Annotated in this window: 25 protein-coding genes and 2 tRNA genes; 4 read left to right on the top strand and 23 right to left on the bottom strand. The window is 37.8% G+C overall.

The annotated features are described in order from the left end of the window. Position 1: 1 nt before the first annotated feature. The 15 genes from ACP6L2_RS14900 to ACP6L2_RS14830 all read right to left on the bottom strand — a co-directional run bounded on the left by ACP6L2_RS14900 (position 2) and on the right by ACP6L2_RS14830 (position 11,147). Positions 2-472, bottom strand: a complete 471-nt coding sequence (locus ACP6L2_RS14900; protein WP_440510110.1) for a hypothetical protein — start codon at positions 470-472, stop codon at positions 2-4. Positions 473-711: 239 nt separating this feature from the next. Then, positions 712-1,119 (bottom strand): hypothetical protein, encoded by a 408-nt coding sequence (locus tag ACP6L2_RS14895; protein WP_440510109.1) that lies wholly within the window; start codon positions 1,117-1,119, stop codon positions 712-714. A 298-nt stretch (positions 1,120-1,417) separates the two neighbouring features. Further along, a complete protein-coding gene (locus tag ACP6L2_RS14890; RefSeq protein WP_440510108.1) occupies positions 1,418-1,561 on the bottom strand; it encodes a hypothetical protein in 144 nt (47 codons plus the stop codon). 260 nt (positions 1,562-1,821) lie between these two features. Continuing rightward, positions 1,822-2,124, bottom strand: a complete 303-nt coding sequence (locus tag ACP6L2_RS14885) for a hypothetical protein (RefSeq protein WP_440510107.1) — start codon at positions 2,122-2,124, stop codon at positions 1,822-1,824. Between the two features lie 11 nt (positions 2,125-2,135). Continuing rightward, complete coding sequence (locus tag ACP6L2_RS14880; RefSeq protein WP_440510217.1) at positions 2,136-2,351, bottom strand: polymorphic toxin type 50 domain-containing protein; 216 nt, start codon at positions 2,349-2,351, stop codon at positions 2,136-2,138. Beyond that, positions 2,344-2,892: a DUF3885 domain-containing protein gene (locus tag ACP6L2_RS14875; RefSeq protein WP_440510106.1), complete on the bottom strand. Its 549-nt coding sequence runs from the start codon at positions 2,890-2,892 to the stop codon at positions 2,344-2,346. Before ACP6L2_RS14875 ends, ACP6L2_RS14880 begins: the two co-directional genes overlap by 8 nt. A 146-nt stretch (positions 2,893-3,038) precedes the next feature. Continuing rightward, positions 3,039-3,545 (bottom strand): hypothetical protein, encoded by a 507-nt coding sequence (locus ACP6L2_RS14870; RefSeq protein ID WP_440510105.1) that lies wholly within the window; start codon positions 3,543-3,545, stop codon positions 3,039-3,041. A 291-nt stretch (positions 3,546-3,836) separates the two neighbouring features. Continuing rightward, complete coding sequence (locus ACP6L2_RS14865; protein WP_440510104.1) at positions 3,837-4,187, bottom strand: hypothetical protein; 351 nt, start codon at positions 4,185-4,187, stop codon at positions 3,837-3,839. 457 nt (positions 4,188-4,644) lie between these two features. Further along, complete coding sequence (locus ACP6L2_RS14860) at positions 4,645-4,965, bottom strand: hypothetical protein (RefSeq protein WP_440510103.1); 321 nt, start codon at positions 4,963-4,965, stop codon at positions 4,645-4,647. 221 nt (positions 4,966-5,186) lie between these two features. Then, complete coding sequence (locus ACP6L2_RS14855; RefSeq protein WP_440510216.1) at positions 5,187-5,384, bottom strand: DUF7660 family protein; 198 nt, start codon at positions 5,382-5,384, stop codon at positions 5,187-5,189. A 370-nt stretch (positions 5,385-5,754) separates the two neighbouring features. Beyond that, a tRNA-Leu gene (locus ACP6L2_RS14850) sits at positions 5,755-5,838 on the bottom strand. A gap of 56 nt (positions 5,839-5,894) precedes the next feature. Then, positions 5,895-6,773 (bottom strand): Ppx/GppA phosphatase family protein, encoded by an 879-nt coding sequence (locus ACP6L2_RS14845; RefSeq protein WP_440510102.1) that lies wholly within the window; start codon positions 6,771-6,773, stop codon positions 5,895-5,897. Positions 6,774-6,849: 76 nt separating this feature from the next. Continuing rightward, positions 6,850-7,872, bottom strand: a complete 1,023-nt coding sequence (locus ACP6L2_RS14840; RefSeq protein WP_440510101.1) for a Gfo/Idh/MocA family oxidoreductase — start codon at positions 7,870-7,872, stop codon at positions 6,850-6,852. Between the two features lie 14 nt (positions 7,873-7,886). Then, the gene (locus ACP6L2_RS14835) at positions 7,887-8,492 is read right to left on the bottom strand and encodes a hypothetical protein (protein ID WP_440510100.1); all 606 of its coding nucleotides are present in this window, start codon (positions 8,490-8,492) and stop codon (positions 7,887-7,889) included. A gap of 78 nt (positions 8,493-8,570) precedes the next feature. Further along, the gene (locus ACP6L2_RS14830; RefSeq protein WP_440510099.1) at positions 8,571-11,147 is read right to left on the bottom strand and encodes a phosphoenolpyruvate carboxylase; all 2,577 of its coding nucleotides are present in this window, start codon (positions 11,145-11,147) and stop codon (positions 8,571-8,573) included. A gap of 235 nt (positions 11,148-11,382) precedes the next feature. On the opposite strand from ACP6L2_RS14830, the gene ACP6L2_RS14825 reads away from it, so the two are divergent. Both ACP6L2_RS14825 and ACP6L2_RS14820 read left to right on the top strand, forming a co-directional pair. Next, positions 11,383-13,572, top strand: a complete 2,190-nt coding sequence (locus tag ACP6L2_RS14825; protein WP_440510098.1) for an FUSC family membrane protein — start codon at positions 11,383-11,385, stop codon at positions 13,570-13,572. Beyond that, a complete protein-coding gene (locus tag ACP6L2_RS14820) occupies positions 13,565-14,542 on the top strand; it encodes a YpdA family putative bacillithiol disulfide reductase (protein WP_440510097.1) in 978 nt (325 codons plus the stop codon). The genes ACP6L2_RS14825 and ACP6L2_RS14820 overlap by 8 nt, the downstream gene beginning before the upstream one ends. Here the strand turns inward: ACP6L2_RS14820 and ACP6L2_RS14815 are convergent. Then, a complete protein-coding gene (locus ACP6L2_RS14815; protein ID WP_344673600.1) occupies positions 14,531-15,145 on the bottom strand; it encodes a TetR/AcrR family transcriptional regulator in 615 nt (204 codons plus the stop codon). The genes ACP6L2_RS14820 and ACP6L2_RS14815 overlap by 12 nt on opposite strands. Before the next feature lie 99 nt (positions 15,146-15,244). On the opposite strand from ACP6L2_RS14815, the gene murB reads away from it, so the two are divergent. After that, positions 15,245-16,261 carry a UDP-N-acetylmuramate dehydrogenase gene (gene murB, locus ACP6L2_RS14810; RefSeq protein ID WP_440510096.1) on the top strand — a complete coding sequence of 339 codons (1,017 nt, stop codon included), beginning with the start codon at positions 15,245-15,247 and terminating at the stop codon, positions 16,259-16,261. Positions 16,262-16,528: 267 nt separating this feature from the next. Continuing rightward, positions 16,529-17,044: an RNA polymerase sigma factor gene (locus ACP6L2_RS14805; protein WP_344673598.1), complete on the top strand. Its 516-nt coding sequence runs from the start codon at positions 16,529-16,531 to the stop codon at positions 17,042-17,044. A 147-nt stretch (positions 17,045-17,191) separates the two neighbouring features. Here the strand turns inward: ACP6L2_RS14805 and ACP6L2_RS14800 are convergent, their stop codons facing one another. The 7 genes from ACP6L2_RS14800 to ACP6L2_RS14770 form a co-directional block, all read right to left on the bottom strand. Next, positions 17,192-18,112 carry a PfkB family carbohydrate kinase gene (locus ACP6L2_RS14800; RefSeq protein ID WP_440510095.1) on the bottom strand — a complete coding sequence of 307 codons (921 nt, stop codon included), beginning with the start codon at positions 18,110-18,112 and terminating at the stop codon, positions 17,192-17,194. A gap of 58 nt (positions 18,113-18,170) precedes the next feature. Beyond that, a tRNA-Asn gene (locus ACP6L2_RS14795) sits at positions 18,171-18,244 on the bottom strand. A 1,085-nt stretch (positions 18,245-19,329) separates the two neighbouring features. After that, the gene (locus ACP6L2_RS14790; RefSeq protein ID WP_440510094.1) at positions 19,330-19,950 is read right to left on the bottom strand and encodes a protein-tyrosine-phosphatase; all 621 of its coding nucleotides are present in this window, start codon (positions 19,948-19,950) and stop codon (positions 19,330-19,332) included. Beyond that, the gene (locus ACP6L2_RS14785; protein WP_440510093.1) at positions 19,951-20,571 is read right to left on the bottom strand and encodes a class I SAM-dependent methyltransferase; all 621 of its coding nucleotides are present in this window, start codon (positions 20,569-20,571) and stop codon (positions 19,951-19,953) included. A gap of 14 nt (positions 20,572-20,585) precedes the next feature. After that, entirely contained in the window at positions 20,586-21,056 is a 471-nt protein-coding gene (locus ACP6L2_RS14780) for a DUF6428 family protein (protein WP_344673594.1), read from the bottom strand. A gap of 66 nt (positions 21,057-21,122) precedes the next feature. After that, on the bottom strand, positions 21,123-21,452 hold the full coding sequence (locus tag ACP6L2_RS14775; RefSeq protein ID WP_440510092.1) for an ArsR/SmtB family transcription factor: 330 nt from the start codon (positions 21,450-21,452) through the stop codon (positions 21,123-21,125). 114 nt (positions 21,453-21,566) lie between these two features. Continuing rightward, positions 21,567-22,856, bottom strand: coding sequence for a sensor histidine kinase (locus ACP6L2_RS14770; protein ID WP_440510091.1), 1,290 nt, complete (start codon positions 22,854-22,856; stop codon positions 21,567-21,569). Positions 22,857-22,859 lie beyond the last annotated feature (3 nt).

Below are 22,859 nucleotides of genomic sequence, written 5' to 3'. Positions count from 1 at the left end.
ACTAATTTATATTTCTATCTCCACTTTTTTTAATTTGACTATATTCGCTTCCTGGACCCGGATCTTTCCAATTTCCCACACCATATTTCTCGTCCATTAACCTTTTAGTAAATTTCTTGCCATTTTCTCCCGATTTAGGTTTTTCTCCACGAGCCCAAAATGGGACATCAGTTGATTTTTCCTTATCTGTTTTTTTAGAATAATCGAAATAATTTTTTAATGTCACAAATCCAATGAAAACCCCCACAATTGCTCCTTCAACAACAATTTTAGGTAAATATGCATCAGTTGGTTCTGGAGTTGCTAAATCCGCAGCTGCACCTGCGAGTAACAATCGCGCAAATAGCGATAAATTAGGTTTGCCAACAAATAACGTAACAGCTACCTCGGCCAGCTGGATTGTAGGCATTTTTATTTTTGAAGTGTCTGATTCCATCCCATTTAGATCAACCATCAATATAGGATTGTTCATTCCATAATTATATGGAGAAACATTCTCTAACTCATCCGCCAACGAATCTACTACATTCCACCGTCCAATCTCGGCTTTCCTTCGTTGGCACTCTGGACAAGCTTCGAACATTGCCCCGCAATCGTATTAGCCTATCTATTAGTGTTTTACTATGACAAAATCAAGTTGGTATATCGTTTTCAAATGAAATGCTGTAATCCATTAAACCGTCAATATAATACTCTAAAGAATCTTTAGCCTTATCCTGGTCTATCACCATAAATATTCTGAATTGTTAATAAAAATACAATTAGAGTCAGAATTGAATAAATACATATTAATAAATCAATTAAAAACTTAAAATCTCCACTTTTTTTTAAATATTGATTGTTTATTACATTATATCTCTGTGATTTAATAAAAATAATCCAAAAAAGTGGCGCTAAACCAAGGTTTAATAATACTAAATCTAAGGTAACTGTGGGGGATAGTGAATCTTTTGAAATATTGATAATAATACTTTCTATATTTAATGAAAGCAAATGAGATATTATTAATGGTGTTCCCAAGTTTGGTTCCCTATATATAGCTCCTGCAAAGTATTTTTCGCTTGATCTCTTTAAATAATTAAATATTCCATAAAAAAGTAAATCAAAAATTTTTTTCATTGTATTTTAAAGACTATTTATATCATGGATAATCCTTTCATTTTTCGGCATCAAAACTCTTTTTCTTTGATTTAAAGATTTATTATCGTTAGGAATGATTTTAAGTGCAGAATCAATATCATTTTTTGCTAGACTATCCTTCCCTAAAGTCAAATTGATTAAACTTAAATTGAATGTCCTTAATTGGTTGTTGTAATTTTAAATTGTTGATTAGATGGAATTGCATCTAATTTTTTATATTTCACTGGTATACCAGCACTCTGGACAAGCTTCAATCCTAGCACCATAATCCAACTCTTCACCCAGCTCCTTCTGAACTTCCTTTCCATTGTAAAGATAGCGATTGTTTCCACCTGTTACAAGGGATCTGGTCTTCCCAAATGGATAGTAGTCCTGTCTCTGGGATGATATCAGGAATGGTCAGACTTGTTCCCTTCTTCAATACCACCCTGTTGTTGCCCAGATGGTCCGGATGTTCCCCATTTCATCAATAGACCCATAACCGTTGGGTAATGTTGCCATTGTATTGTTTGCCCGTGGCCGGTTCATGATATTAAGATTTAGTATTTTAACGTGCTCCAAAAAAACAATATGGCAAACATACAAATCAAACCGCTAGTTACTCTGTCGCCTTTTCAACCACGTATAAAATCCACCGCTACAAATTTTGATTAATCTGTACATCCTAGTCAAAATAAAAGTTTATGACTCCATTCTCATATAGACCCAAGATGTAAGATTGTCTAAATGAGAAAAAGGTTCTAAAGAATAGATACATCTTTCATTGGTTACCAAAAAATCAATATCGGCACATATCTCAGCAGAAATATCGCTTAGATTTTCCTTGTCCTCTTCGATTATCACTCGATCTAAATAACAAAAGATATTAAGTTTTTTTCTTCCCTCAAATCCTACGCTTATAGCCCTTATGGAAGGATATACTTTTCCTAAAATTGCTCTCTGAGCAGAAAGCAATAATCTCACTTGTAGTTTCAAATCGTTCATTTTATCTTCCTTTATGGTTGAACAGGAATAATATATACACCTGTCTTGCTGTTTAAGATAATACCGTTGGTTGTAGGAGTAGCTCTTTTGCTATGAGGATCTATATAATCGCCTATCACCTTCCCAAAATCACCCCTTCCCTCCAAGTTATTAATTTTTTGAGAAGAACTAACATTACCATTTTGAAAAGCATCAAAATCACCATCATTTAAGTGAGGCCTACTGATTTAACCAACAAGAGAAACGAGCATTAATAACATCCACAAATTCCCTATTCGGCGAATAAATATCACAACCTCTATCATCATAAATATTTACAATCGCTGGCTCCTCAAAGTCTACAAAGTAACACGTGATATTAGCAGATGGTGTAAAAGCCATTTCATAATTTATGACGGACAAAGCTAAAGGCAATACTTTCCGAAAAGAGTATTGTTTATAATACAGACATATTACATTACAGTCACCCCTATTCCATTCAAACCTCTTATCCGCCATATCAGGATACAGACCTGCATCTTTTAAAGCTTTCAACCCTTCATCATCCCACAAAATTATCTGTAACCATATTCCCTTTCCTTTAAAAAAGCTGTCCAAAATAGAATTGCTTCTTTTTAATGCCTGTTTTACTCTAGACTCATCTTCAAGATCTTCTCCTAAATCAATTCTTATTCTATTTTCCTTGATATTCCTCAAAGTATTATGGCTTATATCACCGAACATATCAAGAAATATCCTGTCGTAATCAGCTTTATTCTTAATTTCCATTAATTTTTGAATATATTAAGATTCTCATCTGCTTTCCAAACTCTTAAGAATGCCTCCTTCCCGTTCCACCTACCTATCTCTGCTTTCCTTCGTTGGCACTCTGGACAAGTTTCAAACCTTGCCCCGTAATCGTATTGACTTATCTATTAGTATTTTAATATAACAAAATCACAATATTTCTTTAGCTCTCCAAAAGAATTAAACTTAATTTGATTTTTCGAGTATTCAATCTCATAGATTGCATCTTCCCCTTCTTTCCTTAACACCGTATCTGCTTTAATTATATTAAACCTTTCCTTTCCAATATCTTTGTGCAAAATATAATTTTCCTCCTCCTTGATTTCGTAATTAGGCAAAGCAACTAAAAAAAATTCTGGATAGAATATTAGTTTCTTAGGATTTAACCAGTAATCTTCTGCTTCCAAGGAAGATATAGAATTATCTAAAACCAGCGTATACTCATTTGTGCTAATTCTATTTCCAATTCTATCTGTTAAACTAGACTTTCTTTTGTATATTCTTACATCCAAAGGGATTCGATTCTCGGTTAAAACTTCACATTCTTCACATTCATATGCTTTTACTGTTTTTTCACAGGATAATAATATAAAAAATAAAGCTAAACCAAATAACATCAAAATTTTACATTTCATAATAACTAATTTTTCAGTAATAAAGCATCTATTATATAATACAACTCATACTCTGATAGCCTATCATCTAAATAATTACTCCATTCACCGTGGAGTTCTTGGTCAGCTTGGTTCCCATGGCATCATACAAATATGAGACACTTGTTCCTTCACATAACGGTAATCGCTGCTACGATGATGAAAAAGATCTCACGCATTTGCTCTGCTCGATGCCTTCCTCGCAGGAAGCAAGTAAAAAAGCCCAATCCTGTGAAAGATTGGGTTTTATATATAAGCTAAACTGCAGAATTCTTACTGAGAAAGCCTTAAATCCCTAAGACGGAAACCTGTATAATCACAATTCCAATCATCGGATCCATACACAAAAATCTCGATATTAATTAACTTACCTTCATTGGCATTCCCGACAAAACCTAAACCGACCTCAAGTCCCTCTATCTCGATCAACTTATGATTAGACAAAATATCTTCAGAAACCAACAAAAGATCATTTTCATTATTATATTTCAAAAAAATATACTGTCCAACCCCAGTGCATTCTCTCTCAACAACACGCAATTTATCTATATGAGTATACAAACTTGGGCAATTCTCTGCCAGTGCAAAAAGAAGTGCTAATTCAAAAATATTTAACTGATCCATTATAATAACAAGACAACTCCAATTATAACAATTATTATTCCTCCTACAAATCCCCAGAAATTCATTGATACGTCCCAGGAGTTAGAATCCTTTTTTCCCCTTTTTAATAAATAAATTATATAAACACTACCTCCTAATATATATGAGTGAATAAATTAATCCCATCAGTTACTTTCTTTTATTATTTCCTTTCTCAATCTCATTCTCGAGTGTAAGGTGAGTGTCTACGCATCAATCAGCTAGTGGATCCACCACATTCCACCTACCTATCTCCGAATTCCTTCGTTGGCACTCTGGACAAGATTCGAACCTCACCGAAATCCAACTAATCACCAAGCTCTGCCTATAAGTCCTTTCCATAATAAAAATTACAATTGTTTCCACTTGTTACAAGTGTCTTAGTCTTACCAAATGGGTAGTAATCCTGTCTATGTAATTCGGTTAACCAATTGATGTATTATAAGTAAAAATACACACCAGTATTTCGTAATAATGCCTCTTTAAATAATCTTTTGATCTCTTCAAGTAGTGATTTTTGTCGACTATTTCCATTAAAAGTACCAATAGAGTTTAGGACTTTCTTAATATTGTCTTCTCCTTCAATAAGTTCATCCTCATAATCGTCGATATTGACACTCACCAGATTATTTAGATAATAAAAAAAACCTGACTTCTCAAGATCATTGAAGTCTTCATCACTCAAAGTAACCTCAATGAGTTCATTTGGACTGACTAAATTCTTATCTAGCCTATTAGCAACTTCAACCGTCTTTGGCACAACAATATATCTCTTTTTCATAAGATGAATCATCAATATTATTAAAATGTATTAATGAATTATAGGTACTCTGCTAATTACCAGTAGGCCTACTTTTATATTGATCGGTATTTTACCGATCCTATCGACATATAATCTCTTACCCTATTCAGAAGTATCTTCAAGTTCCGCTCCTAAATCCATTCTAATTCTATAAATCTTGATAGAAAATCGCAGGGAGCTTATTCATAAACCCTTGCAGCCAACAGGAGTTCGGCAAACACTCTCCAAGAGGGGTCATCACCATCATAGTCAATACAGTAACCCTCGAGTCCAGTTAAAAAACTTTCTAAATCATTATTCTCCCATTCATTAGAATTATCTTCAAGGTTTTCCCTTAAAAGCGAAATAAACTTTAAAAAATCTTGTTTAGAACTTATCTTTTCATCAAATCATATAAATTCATTCCTATTAAATTGATAATCAACACACTTCAATTAAAAGTTCTTAATTGGTTGTTGTAATTATAAATTGTTGATTAGATCGAATTGCATCTAATTTTTTATATTTCACTGATATACCAGCATCTTGAAAGCTTCAAACCTCGCACTATAATCCAACTGATCACCCAATTCCTTCTGAACTTCCTTGCCATCTTAAAGATATCGATTATCACCTCCAGTTACAAGTGTCTTAGTCTTCCCAAATGGATTGTAATTCTGTTTTGTACATGATCCGACTTGTTTTATAGTTATTACCCTTGTTGAACACACAAAAAAAAGAGACCCTATCAAATAGAATCTCTTTTAGTGCCCAGGAGCAGATTCGAACTGCCACACCTGTACAGGCGCCACCCCCTCAAGATGGTGCGTCTACCAATTTCGCCACCTGGGCGTAGACCCCGCAAAAATACGCTTTATTTTGAATCCTACAACGTATTTTTTTTGATCTTATTTCTTAAAATTCTTGTTGATTAAGGTCTGAATAATACCGTCTGCTAAACCAATCCGAGGTGCCATAATATTCTTTAAATGCCCTACTTTCATAATCGTCAAGAAGATCTCTGAAGCAGGAATAATAACATCGGCACGGTCTTGCTTTAATTCCAGCACATTGATCCTGTCCTTTAAGGAATAAGAACTCAGGTACACATACATTGCCTTTAATTTAGCGTAGGAAATCGGCTTATCCGCTTTCTCGTTTGCCATCCTAGACAATTTATTAATGTTACCCCCAGAACCAATACCATATATCGTTTTATAACTCTTGGTGATGTTCTTCACCCAAAGTTTCATATCGTCCCAAGTCTCCGGACTATCCTGATTGTCCAAAATACGGATAGTACCCAAGTTAAATGACCTGGAAGCTACTAGCTCACCATTGGCAAACAAAGAGATTTCCGTACTACCACCACCTACATCGATATACAAGTAAACCTTGTTTTTATCCATATTGGTGTGGCTATGCACATTATAAATGATCTGGGCTTCTTCAGCACCATCGATAATTTTAATATCTATTCCCGCATTTGAACAAGCTTCAACAACTGCTTTTCCATTGTCTGCATCGCGCATGGCTGAAGTAGCACATGCCATATAATCCGTAACACGGTAAACATCCATCAGGTTCCGAAAAGCCGACATGGTCTTTACCATGTTCTCAAACTTGCCTTCAGAAATGTGTTGATGAATGAATGCGTCGTCCCCTAAACGCAAAGGAACACGTAATAAAGTGTTTTTATTAAACCCGACTTCGTTTTCTCTTTCAATTATATCAGCGATTAGCAAACGGACAGCGTTTGAGCCAATATCAATAGCAGCGTATCTCACGTTATGTAATTTGAATAGTTTAACAATGTTAAAAATCTTAGATTAAAGTAATGTTAAGTTAACATTAAATAGCCGTTTATTTTGCAGGTTCTAGGATTTCTAATTGCCATATGATCTCTTCCTTACGAACATAATAGGGTAATCCATGTCGTAGAGTCTGGTAGACAGCATCAAATACCTTCATATAATCTCCTTTGATAGAAGGTAATAATTGTTTCTCTCGTATATCCTCGGTATGTGCAACGGTCAATACACCTTCACGATCCATCGCTTCCTCTCCATATCCTGGCATATTAGGCAACATCCCTTCCAGAAGCTGTGCCTCTTGAACATCGGATCGATGTTTTATATAGCTTCCTTTTGTCGCATGTAGTACAAAGCTGGCTTGAGGATCAGCTACTAAAAGGCTTACGGTAATAAACACATTGACTCCAGATGGATAATTCAGCATCACATGGCCGTAATCATCTACTACGCTCTTTTCCCGAAAGGTACTTTTCAATTTAGTGATGGATTTTGGTTTGCCAAAAAGCGATATCGCTTGATCTAATAAATGAGATCCAAGATCATATAGAATGCCCGATGCCGCTCTTTTAGTTTCCTTAAAAACTTTAGCTCCTATACCTGGTTTATAGCGATCAAAGCGTAAATGAAGTTCAATTGGTCGACCAATTTCATTGGATTCCACAACCTCTTTGAGGCTCATGAAATCAGAATCGAATCTTCTGTTGTGGTAAGGAAGAATATGCTTGCCTTGTTCCTCCGCTAGTTGATAGAGGCGCGCAGCCTCTTGTGCTGTTGGAGCGAATGGTTTTTCAATGAGCACATGTTTACCCGCTAATAATGCTTGTTCAGCATAAGCGACATGTGTATCATTAGGCGTATTGACAATAACCAACTCAATTGCAGGATCATTTAACAAGTCTTCCACCCGATCGTAACTGATGACATTCGGATATTTCTCTTGAGCAGACTTGTGATGTCGCTCGACAACCGCATGAAATTTAAAGTTTGGGTTGACCTCTATAAACGGCGCATGGAATACCCTTCCGGACATTCCATACGACAATACACCTGTAATTACTTGATTATTAATCATTAATATCTTTTTGCTTAGTGATGCGCATGGGCATCTGCTTTACCACCTATAGCAGTAAACAACTCAGCAATAGATTCTGTTTTAGATTGTGCAAAATCACGAAGGTCTTTATTGGTGTTTGTAGACAATCTTCTAAAATGCTCTTTTGCCACAGCCACTTGGTGTTGAATGTGATGCAAGTAAGCCTCATCAGAATAACCAGCACCATGTGCTGCTACCGCTGCATGTGCAGCTGGAGCTGATGGTGTAGAGTCATTATGTGCTGTATCAACTGCTGCAGGAGCATCAGATGAACCATAAACCTCTTGACCTAAGATTGGGAAATCAACATGATATTTTGTTGCCAATGTATCCATCGTTGGAAGAATCTCACTGAAGAATTTAGAAACTTTGCTAGCAGCATCTTTCGCTTGCGCATTTCCTACAGTCCCTACATGTTTCGCGTAATCTACCTCATAAGGAGCCATTGCACCTATTTGTCTGAAGAATGCATATGCATCCCCATCAACTAAGGTCGTATGCGTGTATTTCAACTGTCTCTCAGCTGCAGTGTCAAACACACATGATGACAATGTTGTACTTGCTAAAACCGCTGCAACAAATAATGTATTTAATTTCATCGCTTTATATTTTTAAAAACACACAAAAATAAAAAAATATCCCTATTAATGCCTATTTATAAACAAATCATATTCATTCTAAGCTAAATTTCGCCCAGCATTCACCACACCATAGATCGTACGGCCAATTAATTTCTGATAAGTTTCTGTTTTTTCATCCTTTACAGCTTGTTTTTCCAATAATCGAATCGCATAATGCTGTATGATTAACAAAGGCAAAATTATTTTCTCTCGCTCTAAAATAGATGCTCTCTCCACCGGATAATTCTCCATTAACTCCTCCATCCCGGTCAGCTTCATCAAATACGATTTGGTCAAATCAAACTCTTCTTTCAGCAAGGTCCAGAATTCCCCAAATTCCGGATCATCTTTCAAGTATGCCGTGATATGGAAATTTGACTTTGTCATCGACATCATACAGTTATCAATCACCGTATTGAACATTCCCGATGTTTCATATAGGTTCTTCACATAAGACCATAAGTTATTGTCCTCAGCCCATTGTAAGGCTGTTCCAACACCAAAGAATCCCGGAATATTTTGCTTCAATTGACTCCAAGCAGTCACAAAACTTATCGCTCGCAAATCTTCCAAACGCAATTCCTTACCCGAATTACGCTTCATCGGTCTACTGGAGATATTGATTGAAGACAAGGCTTTCAATGGACTCAAGGTTTCCAAGTATTGCAAGAACTGCGGATGATGTCTTAATTCTAAGAATTTATGGTGGCTTTCCGCCGCCATCTGATCAATAACATCCTTTTGTTTTGGTGTCAAGGTATCCCCTACTTTTTGCTGTAAATCCGATACCAATCCCGCTTGAATCAATTGTTCAATATTATATCTTGCTGAATCCAAAGACCCGTATTGACTACTGATCGTCTGTCCTTGAATTGTTAATTGAATATGGTTATTTTCAATTTCCTTGCCCATCGAGGCGTAGAAACGTTGTGTCTTACCACCACCACGTGCTGGAGGGCCTCCACGACCATCAAAGAAAATCAAGTCGATATCGTATTCCCTAGATATGGCTGTTAGCTCAACCTTCGCCTTATAGATGGACCAGTTCGCCATCAAATAACCCCCATCCTTGGTGCTATCTGAAAATCCCAACATGATCGTCTGCTTATTTCCACGTTTTTTCAAATGACGAGCATAAACCTCATTGGAATACAAACTACGCATCACATCTGCTGCATGCTTCAGATCATCTACCGTCTCAAACAATGGAACAAAATCCATAGTTAGATCTTCTTTCTTCCAACCCTGCCACAGGAACAGTTGCATCAAACCTAAAATATCGGATGCCTGCTGACAGTTACTGATGATAAAACGTTGAACCGCTCGCTCACTTCCTGATTGCTGAATCTGCTTAATCAATTGAATGACCTTCAAGGTATCTTCCACCAAAGGCTCAGCACTTTCATTTAAAGCCAGATTATGCTCTGTGAACTTGATATGCTGCTCCTTTGCTTCCTCTGAATCACCAATCTCCTCCAATGATATACCCGTTTCTGTTGGATAATTTTCCAACAACCAATTGAAAGTCTGACGCAAGACACTGCTATCTTGACGAATATCCAACGTGGTAAAATAGCAACCAAAAGTCAATACCTTACGCTTCAAATCTTCTACAATCTCAACGAAAAGACCATCATGATCTTCACGAAGAACACGGATTATTGCTGTTAAGTTCTCTAAAATCTTCTCCGTTTCATCCACTGGATTCTCCACCGGATTAAAACTATTATCATAAAACAACTCTTGTAGCTTTTCCATATAACTTTCAACTCCACGGAAAGTAATACGACGTTTTACTACTCGGAAATCACGATAATAACAACGGAAAAGTATGGTACGAAGCAAGGTTGCCACTTTCTTGGTACTCTCCCAAGTCACATTCGGATTACCATCTCGGTCCCCTCCTGGCCAAAAACCTAATTCAATTAAATGATCAAGCTCTTTGGTCGACAATTCCAATTCATCATCAATTCTAGCTTGAATATCCGAAGCCACCTTATAGAATACATTTTCCAAGTACCAAGCCAAACTCGCTGCCTCATCAACAGGCGTAGGCTTCAGTTTATTGATAAATGGAGTCTTACCCAATTGCTGAAGCAGCAAATGGATTTTAGGAATATCGTTTTTCTTTAATACCTCAATTAAATCGTTGATGATAGACAATACAGGTCCAGGGTAAAACTGTGTCGGGTGAGCCGTTAATACCAAGCGCACGGACATTTCTTTTAACCGATTGATAACCTGTTTTCTGGTTTGTGGGTTCGACTGTGTAGCACCTAAGATGCTATCTAATCCCCCGGTTTCATCGCTCTTTCCTACGGATTTAAATGCAGAATCTTCTACCGCATCAAACAATACCACCTGCCTTTCTACGTATTGAACAATTCGAAACAACAAATCCAAGCGATCATCTTCTTGCACGTACTGTTCGTATTGATCAAAGAAGCTGTCAATAATTCGCTCTGGTGTCTGGTGTTTTTCTACACCCTGCTCACAATGTGTCGTAAAAAATGGCAACAGCGTCCCTGTGTGGCGAACGCGTTGGAATGGAAGTGTTAGAAACAGGCTCTTGAACAAATCAAAACGCGTCAGCACTTGATTTTGAAAAGCTGCTTTTTTCTGACTTAATCTCATAGTTTTTTAAGTATCTCGTGAAATCCCGATTCGATAGGATAATAATCCTACAAATATATCATTTTAATAGATTTATCAGGTACTAATTGTAATTTTTACACTATTAAATTTATTTCGTTGACAATTTATCAAAAATCCTCCTTTTTCAATTCAAAAACCTATATTGCAATACAAAAAATCAACCCGCTAATATCGTAATATAAACAAGCCTTGCTTATCTTTGTTCGGACAAGCCATGATGAAAACGAAAGATATCAGTAATTTCTTCTACAGCCAATACTTTGCAGATGGCTTGCGCATCACCATAGGATGTATTGTACCCATTATCATCTGTGCGCTTTTAGGCAAATTTATCTTAGGAACTTACATCTCTTTAGGTGCCTTATTGGTCGGTCTATCCGACACACCAGGTGCGCCAAGTCATCGTAGAACCGGTATGATTGCCAGTTTCATCGTCTGCTTAGCCACACAGTTTATCACGGTTTTGGTGAACAGTAATATCTGGCTAATGACGGTTGTCATTGCGCTTTTATGTTTTATCTACTCCATGTTCGCTGTCTTCAACGCCCGGGCAGCCACTGTTGGTTCCATGGGTATCCTGATTATGCTCATGTATGTAGATGATAGCAAGGAAGTACATGATGAATGGATGTTCTTGGGCTATTTCATCATTGGTGCGCTGTGGTACATGCTGATTAGTTTCTCCCTGACACAGGTAAGACCATACCGACTCGCCCAACAAGAGCTTTCCGAATCTATTCGACATGTAGGTGATTTCATCCGTCTAAGGGCAAATTTCTATGATGTCCGTGCGGATTTCGATGAGAACTACAGTAAACTTATCGACAAACAAATCGAGGTACATGAACACCAGGAGAATGTTAGGGACCTTCTTTTTCAAAGTAAAAGATCCATTAAGGATACCACTAAAATTGGGCGTTTCCTGACATTAACCTTCAACGATATCGTGGATCTATTTGAGCAATCCATGACCACCCATTACGATTATGAACTCATTCGTAAGACTTATGGGCACACCGGCATATTAAAGGAATACCGCATTCTACTGATTAAGATTGCTAATGAATTGGATCATTTGGCTTACCAATTGAACGCCAATAGAGCACCTAAACCACTTTACAATTTCACTAAGGATATTGATTATATACTCGTTTCCATTGACAGATTGGAAAAGAAAGAAGGATTGAACATCATCCCATTGAAGAAAATCCTAATCAGTATTCGAAGTATTACGGTTTTCATTCATAACATTTACAATTACAGTGTTATTCGACCAAACAAGGTTCATAAACAAGAAATTGAAGAAGCACATAAGTTTATTCAAACAGAACATATCAACTGGCGTAGCTTCAAGGATAACCTTTCCTTAAATTCAACCATTTTCAGGCATGCCTTACGCATGTCCATTGTCATGTCCTTGACCTACCTGATATTAAACCTCAACTTCTTTAACATCGGACAGATGGGTTCCTTTTGGGTTCTCCTCACCATTATGGTGATCTTGAAACCAGGTTTTGGTCTAACCAAGGAAAGGAACGTTCAACGACTTATGGGAACCATCATAGGTGGAGTCATCGGCGCCATTGTATTGATGACTATACATGATGAGGTCATCCGATTTATCCTCTTGATCTTCTTTTTCCTGACTGCCTATAGCCTATTCCGTGTCAATTATATTGTTGCCGTACTGTTTATGACGCCTTATGTGATGATCATGCTGAGCTTTACAGGTGTAAATACATTTGTCATGGCTAAGGAAAGAGTATTTGACACCTTCTTAGGTGGTATGATAGCCTTTCTCTCCAGCTACCTCATATTCCCAAGTTGGGAAAGTTTCCAGATCAAGAGCAATATGCGGCAAGTCCTTATTGCCAACTACAATTACCTGTCTCAAGCCGTGCGGATTCTCTATGGTGAAACCATCAGTGTGACGAGCTATAAACTTGCACGCAAGCAATTGTACATCTCCTCAGCGAATATGGGATCAACCTTTCAGCGTATGCTTTCTGAACCTAAATGGAGACAGAAAAGCACCAAGGAAGTCAATAGATTTGTTATCCTAAATCATATTTTATCCTCTTACGGAGCAACGCTATTAAGTCAATTGACCGAGGCGACAGAGACAAATTACACCAAAGAACATTTGGTGATATTAAAGAAAATATTGACTAACCTTTCCAAGGCCACCCTTCTATTGGAACCAACGGAGGAAGAGAATTTCATGGAAGTGACCGAATTCCCCGAGCTTACAGCCGATACCCTTGACCCGGAAGAGTCCAAATTAATTACAGAGCAATTGCAATTTTTAAATAAAATATCTGCAGATTTATATAAATCTACCGTGGATGTCATGCAGAAGGAAAAAAGCATTCAATTGGAAAAACTGGAAATAACAAATGGATAATATCTACGATATACTTATTGTGGGTGCAGGTCCCATTGGCATAGCCTGCGGAATAGAAGCTAAGAAAAACAACTTAAGTCATATCATCTTGGAAAAAGGTTGTCTGGTAAATTCCCTGTACAATTATCCCATTAACATGAGTTTCTTTTCTACGTCTGAGCGATTAGAGATTGGTGACACACCTTTTGTGACGACTAATCCAAAGCCTAAGCGTGCAGAAGCGCTAGAGTATTATCGACGTGTAGAGCGTAAATTTCAATTGAATTGTCGCTTATTTGAGGAAGTCAACATTATTCGAAAAGCAGAAGGCATTTTCCATGTTAACTCCAGCAAAGGCAATTATATGGCTAGGCAGGTCATTATCGCCACAGGCTTTTACGACATCCCTATGTACCTTAATGTACCTGGAGAAGATCTTCCCAAGGTTCGACATTATTACGATGACCCACATTATTATGCCAATCAGAAGGTCGTTGTGGTTGGTGCGAGCAATTCGTCAATTGATGCAGCTTTAGAAACTTTCCGTAAGGGTGCTGAAGTTACTTTAGTGGTTCGGGGTCCTGAAATTAGCCCAAGGGTAAAATACTGGGTAAGACCGGATATCGATAATCGCATAGCATTTGGTGAAGTCAAGGCTTATTTCAATTCCAATATCACCAACATTACCGAGGAAGAAGTAGAAATAGAGACAGCCGAAGGCACCATACACTTAAAAAATGACTTTGTCCTGGCATTAACGGGTTATAGACCTAATTTTAGTTTCCTAAGGAAAATTGGTGTAGAGGTACCTGATGCGGCGCCGTGCATCCCAGTGCATAACCCAGAAACAATGGAAACTAATGTGGAAGGCCTTTATCTAGCTGGAGTGGTATGTGGAGGATTAAATACGCACCTATGGTTTATAGAAAATTCTAGAGTACACGCCAATTTAATCATATTGGACATCCTGAAAAAGAACCTAGCCTCTTAAGCCATCAATGAAGATCTTCGACAATTTACGTTGTAGCTCTAAGATATAATCAAATTCTTCTTTAGTTGGTGGGAAAAATAGATTCTTGAATTCTTTCAATATCCCTAACCGCATGCCTAACATGGATATTAATAGGATTTTCGCAGTTACCATAATATCATCTATAGGCTTTAACTCACCTGTCGCAACCCCATTTTCTAATATCATTCGCACTTGATCAATCTCTCTTTCAAACAAAACCGGAGTGACACATTCTAGATCTGGTGGCATATCAGCACGTAAGGAATATGAAAACTCAAATACATTGTAGTTTTCTTTGATAATTTTCAATCGTGTCTCTAAAAAGGCATCAATGGCCTCTTGGACCGTCTTAGCTTTTTCAATGCTAATGGTACTCTGCTCTAATAATTCATCTATGGTCAATTCCATAACCGCAGCAAACAGGCGATTCTTATCTGGAAAATAATAATACAGTAATGCTTTTGAGAACGATAAATCTTGCGCAATTTCTGCCATTGTGGTCTTTGCAAGACCATAATGAGCAAACCTTTTCTTGGCGGCTTCCAATATCTTTATTCTTTTCGCATCTGCATTCTTTGCCATGAACAATTTAATTAGTTAATATTTTAGCGTTTCCCTATCTTTACGCCTTAACTAAAGATAGCTTAATTTTTCGAACTTTTAAAAGATTCGGTCAAAAAAATGAAAAACGAACTACAGCAACACATCTCCCTTAAAAAGCTCAACAGTTTTGGTATTGAATCCATTGCCGAGCAATACATCAAGATCCAAGATGAGCGTACGCTCGTAGACCTTTTTGACCAACAGCTATTTCAATCTGAATTCTTCATTCTCGGTGGAGGTAGCAATGTGCTATTCACGAAAGATTACCCCGGATTGATCGTCCATATGGCTAATAAAGGAATTCAACATTTCATTGAAGCCTCTCATGTTTTTATTACGGCCGAAGCTGGTGAGGTATGGAATGACTTGGTATGGTATGCCATTGAACATGATTTTCCAGGAATGGAAAACATGGCACTTATCCCAGGAACAGTTGGTGCATCGCCTATTCAAAATATCGGTGCATACGGACAAGAATTGATGCACATCTTCTATTCTTGCCGTGCATTTGATACCGAAACGGGTGAATTTGTCACCTTCTCCAATGATGATTGTCAGTTCTCCTACCGAGACAGTATCTTTAAAAAGCATCATAAAGGCAGGTTCATTATCTGCAGTGTCACCTATAAATTAGAACTGTTTGGAAAAGTAAACACTTCCTATGGGGCAATTGAGGCCGAGCTTCAGAAAAGAGGCATCTCAGAGCCTTCTATTAAAGATGTTGCCGAAGTGGTATCCCATATCCGTGTAGAGAAACTTCCAGACCCTTCTACAGTCGGAAATGCCGGAAGTTTTTTCAAAAACCCTATTATCTCCGCAGAACAATTCCTATCGTTAAAAAATCAATTTCCCGATATTGTTCATTACCCTATAAATGAAAACTTTGAAAAGATCGCAGCAGGCTGGTTAATAGAGCAATGCGGTTGGAAAGGTAAAAAAGTCGGACAAGTTCAAGTGTGGAAAAATCAAGCTTTGGTCATCACAAATGTAGGTGATGCAACTGGAAATGAGATCTTTCAAATAGCGTCTACTATTGTGGACGATGTACTAAACAGGTTTGGTATACACTTGGAACAAGAAGTTAACCTCTTATAAAAGTTTTCCACATTTTCGCGAACGTCGAAATTATTTTATTATAAAACAACAAATCGCCTTCAACGGGCTCTAAGCAACGATTATCAATAAATCTAAGCTTTCTTAAGACGAAAGTCAATAAGTCCATTCCGGAATATTCCACATTTCCGATCATTTTCTTGCACAATCCTTGCAACTAGCTTAACTCCTAAGTGACAATGTTATTGAAACTTAGCGTAGGTTAACCTGCGAATCGCATCATTTAACTATACTATAATCACTAATTGTATGAACAAGCTCGATTTTAACTCATTAGTCGTACAACATTCGGAATCCCTACGAAGTTATGCTAGAAACTTCACGAGAGATTCAGAGGATGCAAACGATCTAGTGCAAGACACGTTATTGAAGGCAGTAACGTACTTCAAGAATTTTAGAGACGGAACAAATCTTCGTGGATGGCTTTATACCATTATGAAAAACACGTTTATCAATAATTACCGTCGAGTTGTTAAAACAAACTCTTTCATCACCAAGGAAGAGGAAATCTCCCAAACAAATCTAGTTGTGTCAGCGGCCAAGAATAAAGGCGAAAACAAATTTGTCATGGAAGACATCAATTATGCCTTATCTAAACTTTCCGATGAGTATTATGTGCCCTTTACGATGTATTTCGAAGGTTACAAATACCATGAAATCTCCGATCACTTAAAGATTCCTATTGGAACTGTGAAAACTAGAATACATGTGGCTCGGAAATCCATGAAAAAAACCTTGGCAGCGTATAAATTTGAAGCCGAATAAGCTTTCAACGAATACAGCTGATAAAAAAAGATCCCAAATGTTTTCAGCAAACTGGAAACATTTGGGATTTTATGAAATTCTTTTTTGACCTTTCAGGTCATATCAGGAAAACTTGGAATAATACTATTCGCCTGCTCTCCTATTCTTTTATTCTGCAATCTCAAATTTAGAAAGACGAACAAATTGTTGAATTCGTTCATTAATCTCTTCTTTTGTTAGGTTTTGCAAACGCTCTGTACCAAATTTCTCTACACAGAAAGATGCTAATGCTGACCCAAAGATCAATGCATTTTTCATGTTGGTGAAGTTGATGGACTGTAATTTTGCTAAATAACCAATAAATCCACCAGCGAATGAATCACCAGCACCTGTAGGATCAAATACATCAGCAAGTGGCAATGCAGGAGCTGAGAAAATCTGACCTTCGCCAAATAACAAGGCACCGTGCTCACCCTTTTTAATGATTAAGTATTTAGGACCCATTGTCAAAATCTTTTCTGCAGCTTTTACTAAAGAGTATTCTCCAGACAATTGTCTTGCTTCAGCATCATTAATGGTCAATACATCCACTTTCTTCAACACTTCCAATAAACCATCCATCGCGATGTCCATCCAGAAATTCATGGTATCCAGAACGACCAATTTCGGTTTGTTCTCTAAGCGTTCTAATGTTGCCATTTGAACAGAAGGAGTCAAATTACCCAACAATAAATATTCACAGTCTTGGTAGTTTGCAGGAATTTTGGGATCAAAATCAGCCAAAACATTCAATTCCGTGATTAAAGTATCACGACTATTCATGTCATTGTGGTATTTTCCAGACCAGAAGAATGATTTACCCCCAGGGATAATTTCTACACCTTCTACATCAATCCCTTTGTTAGTCAGGATGGATAGGTTTTCATCACCAAAGTCTTCACCAATCACAGAAACCAATTTCACCTTCGGATATAAGAATGAAGCGGCCAAACCAGCAAATGTTGCTGCACCACCTACAATTTTATCGGTTTTACCAAATGGCGTCTCGATGGCGTCAAAGGCAACTGTACCTACAATTACTAAACTCATGAATGCTTTTTTTTAAATAAAAAAAATGCCGGCATCTAGGCCGGCTTGTTGTTTTGTGCTCCTGAAGCTGGGCTCGAACCAGCGACCCTCTGATTAACAGTCAGATGCTCTAACCAACTGAGCTATTCAGGATTCTCGTCAATGACTTGCTGTCATCTTTAAAGTGGTACAAAAATAGGACTTTACATTTTAATTGCCAAACTTTTTGTTAAAAAATCTTCGTTTATCGTCATTAAAACCAACAAACAACAAAAAATCAAGCACTTAATCTTTTCAAATAGCATTAAAAACCAGAAAAATGAATTCATTCAATTTCTTTTTAATGCTCTAAATACTAAAAAATCGGGTAAACATTCCGCTGCGCTGATAGCTGCCACTACGTAAAGGCGCTATTAAATGAGATTTCAGAAAACAGACATCAAATAACAGACATTTATGTCATCTGTCCTTCGTTTCACATATAGTAGCGCAGCGGTCTCATAAGGTAGGGTTATGGCGGGCGATGCATGCATCGCCCCTACAAACAATCGTGATTTTGTTGTTCCAGACCACCATAACTGTAGGGTCGAAGCATGCTTCGACCGTTATCCAAAATCCAATAAATTCTATCTCGTCAATAGGTTTAAAATCTGGCGTCTTTCGTCTGTTGTCTCATCTGTTTGTCTCACATCTAATAACGTAGCGGCCTCATAAGGTAGGGTTATGGCGGGCGATGCATGCATCGCCCCTACAAACAATCGTGATTTTGTTGTCCAGACCACCATAACTGTAGGGTCGAAGCATGCTTCGACCGTTATCCAAAATCCAATAAATTCTATCTCGTCAATAGGTCTAAAACCTGGCGTCTTTCGTCTGTTGTCTCCTCAGTTTGTCTCACATCTAACAGCGCAGTGGTCTCATATCTCCTATCTATTTCTGTTGTCTTTTGTCTGTATTCTAATCGTCTTTCCTTAGGGTTTGCTAGGGGTTGGATTCGAGAACCCTTCGGATCTCCTTCGGAACTTGTTCGGATCTCCTTCGGATCTCGTTCGGTTAGAAGCGAACGAGATCCGAAGGAGATCCCTATCAGATCCAAGGAAATTCCTTGAGAGTCTCGAAGCAAACCCTAAGCTAACCCTAAGCATACCCTAAGCAAACCCTAAGGAAATCCGAATGATAGTCAAATGAATTTATACGAAAAGCTATTTGAAAAAATACACTATTCTAATGCTGAATTCTTAAACGATATATTGAAAAAGGAGTTTCATTTCACGAGCTATTTGAATACTTCTTTCCAGATACACTTTCTCTTCTTCAGCTGTACCATCGGCTATTTTGGGATCTTCAAAAGGTAAAGCTACTCGTGAAAGTGCTCCTGGTACGAACGGACATCCTTGATCGGCTTCTGAACAGGTCATGATGGCTATAAAATTACTTTTCAAAAGGCTTTCTTCTTGGAGGTTTTTGGAAAACGCTAGGATGCTTGCTCTATTATCAGCGTATTGAATTTCATAGTGAGGGTTCGACTTTTGTTCTGGAATAGGAATTTCAAAGCCTTGCCGGATCAACGTATGAACTACCTGTTGATTTAAGGCGGTTATCTCTGTCCCTGCGGAACTGAAAGTAATTTCATACATTCCATTGTGTTCAGCAATTACTTGAGCCCATATCTGCCCAAAATGGCTTCTACGGGAATTGTGGGTGCAAATGAAACGAAGTTCAACAGGAAGCCCTTGCTCAAGGCGTTCTTTTACCTGATGGGCTAATTCCTTTAAAACCGCTGCTCTTTCCGAGGAAACCTGATTGGCATCGAGGGAATTTAAGAAGTCACCTATTTTAGGATAGATTGCTGTTTCCATTTATTGGTGCTCAAAGTAGGCAAATAAAAATTCCTGTTCGGTAGCAAATGGTGTGGGATGAATTAGTCTTTGACTGGAAAGCATGGAAAAATCTTTCGAGAAAAATTGAGCCAGTTGCTCTTCGCTGTACTGTTGAATTTCAATTCCACTGCATTTGGTAGGGCCATGATCAGAAAACGTGGCGACAAGCATTTTTCCATTAGACTTGACAGCCTTCGAAACCAAAGCTGCATAAGCTTCTTGATCAGCCGGGTTAGTTAGGAAATGAAAGGCAGCACGGTCATGCCAGAAATCAAAAGTTTGATCCGGAGTATAATTGACCACATCGGAAACCACCCAGTTTACTAGTTCAGCACGATCTCCTAACCTTTTCTTAGCACGTGCAATGGCCTCCTCCGAGATATCCAAAACCGTGATATGTTCATATCCCTGATCCAGTAAATAGTCAACCAGAAAGGAGTCTCCCGCACCAACATCAATTATTTGCGCATCCTTATCCAAGTTGGCAGATTGAATATAAGCCAAAGATGCTTCCGGATTGGGTTGGTACCAGCTTACTTCTTCCAAAGCCTTGCTCTGGTAAATCTTTTCCCAATGCGCTTTTCGTTCTGTAAGATTCATCTTAATTCCTCAAATTAACAACAACCTGATCCAGGCGCGCATGAAATGACATTCAAACTCGACAAAGGTTTTTTAATTTTTTCTGCTGGAATACCACATGCATCCTCTGCTAAACAGGCTGTCTGTTTATTACGAAGAACGAAAAGGGATTTAGTAGCATCAAATTCCAAATCAAAACGACCAATAGTTGCCCCTTGGTACTCTACTTCTACCTCTGCATCCTGTAAACCCAATTGTTCTTCAGAAAGTGTGATAATTTTGGATAGTTTTCCGGGTTCTAAACGATGATCGGTATCATTCGCGAACCAAAGTTGGAAGTTTACAAACTTCTCATGACGGACAACACCTCCGCAGTCGATGAAATCACGTTGGATTTGACCAACCTCTGTTACATGGAAATGAGCAGGGACTTCCTCCCCACCTTCTACAACAAATGTTAATTGATCTAATGTCGGCAATAATGCCTTAATAGCTGATAGTTTCATAGCTGTTCATTTTTATGTTAGGAATAATCATATCGGTATATTACGATGTATGGGGTTAAAAATTTTTTAACAACAAGACTTAACGCTAAGCTCCTGTTTGAAGAGGTCTTTAATTTCTACTTGAATACTTCCCCAAACTTCTTGATTAATGCAGTAGCACACTGATTTCCCATCAATTGTCCCTTGAATGATACCACTTTCTTTTAAAGCTTTCAAGTGTTGGGAGATGGTAGCCTGAGCCAATCCCAGCTCATCGACCAAATCATTGCAAATACAACCCTCTTGCTTGGCTACGTATTCCAAAATAGCTAAACGTGCAGGGTGCCCCAATACCTTAAAGTAATTGGCCAATCGGTTCTGCTTGGCATTAAAAATGTCGGATTTAGTAATTCCCATGGATATTATACCAGATTATATATCGCAATATTACGATATTAAAATTAAAAGTTGAGATTTTTTTTGTCATAAAGTCAACAATACTGAAAAAGGGGAATGAGGATATAAAGAATATTAAAAATTGGTAAAGACAGTGGCTGTAATTTTCGTTCCGTTATCATCCGATTGGAAGTCGATTTCTCCACGCAGCTTCTCTACACGCTTGCGCATGGACTTTAGTCCATATCCGTCCTTATTGTCGGATAAAAGCCCAATTCCATTATCTTGAATGACAATATTTATGAATTGTGAATCGGCATTGATCGTCAAGCTGACCTCACTTGCTTGACTGTGCTTCACACAATTGTTAAAAGCCTCTTTAAGGATGAGTAACAGGTTATACCGAACTTCTGCATGTAGTTTTGACTCGGGATTTTCCAAATTGGAATGGTACTGAAAGCTAATATCAGTGCAATCGAAAAAAGATTCGCCATATCGAATACAATACTCCTCAAAGTTCTTGAGGTTGTCATTATCCGGATTAATAGACCAAAGCATCTCGCGCATGGAACGGTTCATATGCTCGGAGATTTTAATCAGGTTATCGATCTCTTCTGAATTCAGCTCTTGAGGTAATTGCTTTTTCAGAATCTCTGATTGCAATTTAATGGCAGATATCCCTGCCCCCAGTTCATCGTGCATATCAAAGGCAATTCGCTCGCGCTCGCGATGCAATGACTTTTCCTTTTCTAACTTTTGCGTTTTCACCAAGTTCTCCAAGCGCTCGTTTTCTCTTTTTTGCTCATTCTCCTTGGTGATAATGGCCAAAAAGAAAAAACAAAAACAGACTAATATTTCAACTTGAAAAATGATAAATCCCGAAACATATCGATTGAGCCCAAACCAGCTATCCCCAAAGTAAATCAGCACTGCGCAAAGGATTACTGCCAATAATCCACAAAAAATATACTTGTTATATCCTCGACGATCCATACTGATGTGGTATAGCAGAACGACAATTAGGAAAAGATCAACAGCGGTATAGAGGGATTTATACCAGGTATTAATAGAAGTGAAAGTGGGATTCTCGGACATTAACAACCTGGATATTATACCTATTCCAATAAAAACTATCCCTCCAATCAGACTATAACGGACAAGTTTACTCGAGCGTAGATCTAAAAAAGAAAGCATAAAGACATAAAAAAACAGCACTACTGCCTTTCTGGAGACTCGCACCCAAGTAAAATCGCCATTCACCACTTCTAAGCGGAGGATGAGGTTAACTGCGAAGGACAGGCTCAATAAAGCCAAAAACAGGTAATATCGACTTTGCTTCTCATAAAAATATTTGAACACCAAATACAGGATAAAACAAATGTTAAACCCGATATTCAGTAAACTGAAGTAAGTTTCATTGATCATATT

The sequence above is a fragment of the Sphingobacterium lactis genome (assembly GCF_051951495.1).
Taxonomy (GTDB): Bacteria; Bacteroidota; Bacteroidia; order Sphingobacteriales; family Sphingobacteriaceae; genus Sphingobacterium; species Sphingobacterium lactis_A.
The sequence above is the reverse complement of the archived record's forward strand: the minus strand, read 5'-3'. Positions and strand labels throughout refer to the sequence as shown.